Source organism: Paenibacillus sp. 203 (assembly GCF_037027525.1).
In the GTDB taxonomy this organism is placed as follows: domain Bacteria; phylum Bacillota; class Bacilli; order Paenibacillales; family Paenibacillaceae; genus Paenibacillus; species Paenibacillus polymyxa_B.
The window spans coordinates 1-227 of the sequence record NZ_JAXCHD010000110.1; the positions used below are offsets into that span (position 1 = coordinate 1).

1 rRNA gene is annotated in these 227 nt (G+C 53.3%); it reads left to right on the forward strand.

Going from position 1 to position 227, the window contains the following annotated elements:
• Positions 1-225: ribosomal RNA gene (locus WA407_RS26910) — 23S ribosomal RNA — on the forward strand; the annotation flags it as partial.
• Positions 226-227 lie beyond the last annotated feature (2 nt).

Here is a 227-nt window from a genome sequence, read left to right on the forward strand (position 1 = left end):
CGGGATGGACGTACCGCTGGTGTACCAGTTGTTCCGCCAGGAGCACCGCTGGGTAGCTATGTACGGAAGGGATAAGCGCTGAAAGCATCTAAGCGTGAAGCCCCCCTCAAGATGAGATTTCCCAATTCGTAAGACCCCTTGAAGACGACGAGGTAGATAGGTGGGGGGTGGAAGTGCAGTAATGCATGGAGCTGACCAATACTAATCGGTCGAGGGCTTATCCTAAA